Raw genomic sequence first — 2,383 nt, forward strand, 5'->3', positions numbered from 1 at the left:
CGATACCCCAGAAAAAACAATGCCGCTCACCTTAAGTGAACGGCATTAGAGCAGCCGCTCTTCCGTTTTTTGGCTCAAGAGCCTGTTCTACTCGTTGATAGCTTTAATGGAGAATTCTGCGTTGCTAAAACCAAGCCTGTCGAGTTCTTGCTTATCGAAGTCACTTGATACATCAAGATGATTTTCTGTATGTAGATGTTGTTTTTTAATGGCGCTGGCTTGTCCTATTTCTATACTTCCAGCAAATTGAGACTCAGCGTAAAACTCTCCAGAGACATAGGAGTAAAACGGTCTTAAACTTGCGCCTGTTGTGTGCTGCATATTTTCAAGGCCATATTCATTGATTGCCCAGCTCCAGTCCCACCATTTTACTTCACCACTAATGTACCTATGGTCCCATTGATAGCGGAGATCGGCAGAATGGTTGCTAGCTCGTCCCATGGTAAAGGTGTGGGTATGATTTGGTCTATTACTAGGATGCGTAAACCATGCATTACCGCCCCAACGCAAAAACCCATTGAATGTAACGTCGTAGCTGATATTCGCCCCAAAACGATAAGGGTAAGAGATGCTTGCGCGATAAAGTTCAACTCGAATTGGAATTTCAGAGTTTGCGGGTACCATAGGTCTTGCTTGAAGCATGATATTTTCGCTGTCTGATCCGCCATTGGTACTGGCAAAGCTTTGGTTGGCCTCAAGGTTGATGGTGAGCTTAGTATCGCCAACCAGGGGCCATTTAAAGGTATTTTCGGTCGTCACTTTCTGCGCAAAACCAAAGCTGTTTGATTTTGACCAGTTTGTAGACTCGTTAACTTTTAGATCAACCACAACCTGTTGGGGGATGTCGGTATGATTTCTCGCTACAGCAGTAATGGTTTTGACCAGCTCGCGAGATGACTCGGTGACGTCGCCATGCCAAAAATCATCTTTATTAAGGGTGTAGGTAAAATTACCTATGGTCATTTTGGTCTTTTCGTTGCATCGATATCCGTTACAGGTACCATCTTGATTGCCTTGAATTACCCAATTATTACCTTCACGCCTTATATCCATATCTTCTCCGACATATTGGCCGTGATTACCGCCTACCCACGCATAACCTAAATAGTGTGCTAGATAGCTAAGTGGTTTAACGAAATTTTCTTGATCGGTTACAAGTTGGTACTGGATATCAAGCTCATTACCTTCGCTTATTGATCTGGATTGATAGTGAGGGATGCCAGAGATGGCTTTCTTGGGGTAGCACCAAGTTTGGTGATTTGGTAAATCCTGCTTAATTTTTCCATAGTAACCGGGGCCCATAATCACCCAATTGTCGTCAAGTCCAGTAATTTGCCATTTGCCCATTCGAGCCACGAGATAATCCTTGTGTTGAGCAGCCTCGAACCTATTTATTGGGCGATATTCTGACCGGCAAATATCTTCACCAAGCGTATCAATAACAAGCTGATCGGGATAAATCTTTGCGTGAAGATTTGTGCTTGAAAAAATGAAGATAGCAATAGAGATCAAGGGCACTTTGATGGTTGACATGGATATTCCCCTTTATGTCTGTGACGTTGGTGAGGTTGCACACTGTTTTAAACGATTTGTTAACGCTAGTGTGTTTACCTTTCCATACTCAGAAATATTGAGGTATTGAAAAGAATTGAAATTTATTCCAATTTAAAATCAAACACTTGTAGTGTTTGGGTTATTAACAAGGATAACAAGTAAAGAAAACAATATGGTGAAAGAAGTTGGATTGACTTTATTGAGCTAGTTCGCGCTTGGCCAGCAGCTTTACTCGGCCGCTGGGTTGCTCTCGGATAAGAATGTAATCTTCCGCTGTATATAAAATCTTGATATCTACCGAGTAGGGATCATTGTTGAGTAAGAGGTAGGGAGAGATGCCTGTATCATCTATGACTGGTCGTAAACTTTGTACTGACATTAAATCAAGTGTTCCGGACAGAGAGAAACCAAATTGGTCAAATGACTTAGCTTTACCAGAAAAACGAATCACCACTGGATCTTGCATCGAACTGTCTTTTAGCGAAGCAAGGTGGACGACATGATTATTCTCAATACGGGTGATCCCGTCTGAGCGAAAGACCTTCTGGTTTTGTTGGATACGTACTTCGGTATGCTGATAGTGATTTCCCTCTACCTGATTGGACCAAGGGAGAGCGAGGACAAAAAGAAACACGATTACGGAGCAGATGAGAGTCAGATAGGGGATCATAATTGACTCTCTTCAAGAAAACTTATTATCTGGCTTGAGACTATATGTGGTTGCCCTTGAGTGTAAAAGATATTGATGGAGCGGCGACTACTTCTGTCCATTACTGAGTAAGCTGGCGGTGAGCCCCATTTAACTGAAAGCTGGCACCGACTAAAAATA

2 protein-coding genes are annotated in these 2,383 nt (G+C 42.5%); both read right to left on the reverse strand.

What is annotated here, in order from left to right:
* Positions 1–87: 87 nt before the first annotated feature.
* Positions 88–1,533, reverse strand: a complete 1,446-nt coding sequence (locus AAFM34_RS20765; protein WP_341666157.1) for an aerolysin family beta-barrel pore-forming toxin — start codon at positions 1,531–1,533, stop codon at positions 88–90.
* A 217-nt stretch (positions 1,534–1,750) separates the two neighbouring features.
* A complete protein-coding gene (locus tag AAFM34_RS20770) occupies positions 1,751–2,224 on the reverse strand; it encodes a hypothetical protein (protein WP_341666159.1) in 474 nt (157 codons plus the stop codon).
* Between the last annotated feature and the right edge of the window lie 159 nt (positions 2,225–2,383).

Source organism: Vibrio sp. (assembly GCF_038138445.1).
GTDB lineage: Bacteria > Pseudomonadota > Gammaproteobacteria > Enterobacterales > Vibrionaceae > Vibrio.

Coding starts and splice junctions, on each gene's coding strand:
- AAFM34_RS20765 (WP_341666157.1), bottom strand. CDS start 1,533: ATGTCAACCATCAAAGTGCCCTTGATCTCTATTGCTATCTTCATTTTT.
- AAFM34_RS20770 (WP_341666159.1), bottom strand. CDS start 2,224: ATGATCCCCTATCTGACTCTCATCTGCTCCGTAATCGTGTTTCTTTTT.